Here is a 2,272-nt window from a genome sequence, read left to right as displayed (position 1 = left end):
TTGGGGTGTGCCGTGCAGGGTGTGTCCGTTTGTGTTGACGGTGATGACGGGCAGGGTGGCGCGCATGTCGGCCACCCATTGGGTCTCGGCGGCCGTCTGGTCGACGATCAGGGCGCGTAGGTTGGCGAGTTGGGCTGCTTGGCGTAGGCGTTCGGTGGGCCATCGTGGGTCCAGTGGCACGTAGGCGCCGCCGGCCCGCACCGCTGCCAGGGTCGCCACGACCACCGCGGCCGAACGCTCGACCAGGACACCCACCCCGTCCTCGATACCCAGGCCATGGCCGGTGAGGGCGGTGGCCAACTCGGCCGACAGGGTGTCCAACTCCGCGTAGGACACCGTCACATCGCCCGACGTGATGGCGACGGCCTCCGGCGCCGCTGCCACTCCTCGCGCGAACAGCTCCGGGAGGCCGGCCCGTGCGGTGTCCACGGGAAGGGCCGCGCCCTCGCTCCAGTCGGCGATCGCGGCGCGCTCCTCGTCGGACATCAGGTCGAGCGCGTGCAGGGGGCGGTCGGGATCGTCGGCCACCGCTTCCAGCAGACGGACCAGCCGCTCGGTGAGCCTCTCGACCGTCGCGGCGTCGAACAGGGCGGTCGCGTACTCGATCCCGGCCGTCAGCCCCCCTTCCTCGGTGTCCTCCCCGAAGGCGAAGGTCAGGTCGAACTTGCTGACCCCGTTGTGCACCAGGCGGCTGCCGACCGTCAGGCCGGGGAGGTCGAGGTCGGCCGACTCCTGGTTCTGGAGGACGAGCATGGCCTGGAAGAGCGGGTGGTGATCGCGGGCGCGCACCGGGTTGAGGCTCTCCACCAGCCGCTCGAACGGGAGGTCCTGGTGGGCGTACGCGGCCAGGTCGAAGTCCCGCACCCGGCCCAGGAGTTCGCGGAACGTCGGATCGCCGGAGACGTCGGTGCGCAGGACGAGGGTGTTGACGAAGAAGCCCACGAGGTCTTCGAGTGCTTCGTCGGTCCGCCCTGCCACCGGTGTCCCGAGCGGGATGTCGTCCCCGGCGCCGTAGCGCGACAGCAAGGTCGCCACCGCGGCCTGCAACACCATGAACAGGCTGCTGCCGGAGGTCCTGGCCAGGTCGAGCAGCCTGCCGTGAAGCTCCGTGTCGACGCGACGCGTCACGACCGCGCCGCGGTGGTCCGTGGTGGCCGGACGAGGGCGGTCCAAGGGAAGTTCCAGCAGGTCAGGGATGCCGTCCAACGTCTGGCACCAGTAGGCGAGTTGACGTGACTGAAGGCTGTCGGGATCGGACTCCTCGCCCAGCAGGTCGTGCTGCCACGCCGCGTAGTCCACGTACCGGACGCGCGGGGCTGCCCAGTCCGGTGCGCCGCCCGCCGCGCGGGCCCGGTAGGCGGTGCCCAGATCACGGGCGAGCGGTGTCAGCGACCAGCCGTCGCCGGCGATGTGGTGCAGGACCAGCACCAGCGTGTGACGCGTGGGCCCGGTCGTGAACAGCGTGCAGCGCAACGGCGCGTCCTCGGCCGGGTCGAACGGGCACCTGATCGCCTCCGCCACCGCGTCGTCGAGTGCGCCGGCCCCGACCTCGCGCGGTCCCAGATCGAGGTCGAGGGCCGAGGCGGGCAGCACGCGCTGGTAAGGAACGCCCTCCTGCTCGGGGAAGACCGTCCGCAGCGGTTCGTGCCGTTCCACCACGTCCGCGAGCGCCCCGCGCAGAGCGCCCACGTCCAGCGGCCCGTCGAGGTCGAGCACCAAGGGGATGTTGTACGTGGCGCTCGGGCCGTCGAGCCTGCTGAGGAACCACAGCCGCTGCTGGGCGAAGGACAGCGGGGGCGTTCGCGTCTCGGGCGCCCGGACGATCGCCGGCCTGGCCCGGTCGGCGCCTTCCAGCGCGGTCGCGAGCGCGGCGACCGTCTGGTGCTGGAAGAGGGTGCGCACCTCCACCTCGGCGCCGAGCACCGCCCGCACCTTGCTGACCAGGCGGGTGGCCAGGAGCGAGTGGCCGCCGAGCGCGAAGAAGCCGTCGTCCACGCCGACCCTGGGCACGCCCAGCACCTCGGCGAACAGCCCGCACAGCACGTCCTCCGTCACCGACCGGGGGCCGCGTCCGCTACCCGACGAGCGCTCCGGGGCGGGCAGGGCGCGGCGGTCCACCTTGCCGTTGGGGAGCAGGGGAAGCGTGTCGAGGGTGACGAAGGCTGACGGGATCATGTACTCCGGCAGCCGTTCGGCCAGGTAGGCGCGCAGGTCGGCGTCGCGCGGGGTGTGTCCCTGCGCCGGAACGACGTACGCGACCAGTCGCCGGTCA

1 protein-coding gene is annotated in these 2,272 nt (G+C 72.1%); it reads right to left on the bottom strand.

Annotated elements, in window-relative coordinates; all coding sequences use genetic code 11:
- On the bottom strand, positions 1 to 2,272 hold a 2,272-nt coding region (locus CK485_RS29870; RefSeq protein WP_241968625.1), incomplete at both ends, for a condensation domain-containing protein.

This window comes from Streptomyces sp. ICBB 8177 (assembly GCF_003144095.1).
In the GTDB taxonomy this organism is placed as follows: Bacteria; Actinomycetota; Actinomycetes; order Streptomycetales; family Streptomycetaceae; genus Streptantibioticus_D.
Note: the sequence above shows the minus strand (reverse complement) of the source record. Positions and strands in the feature narration are given on the sequence as shown.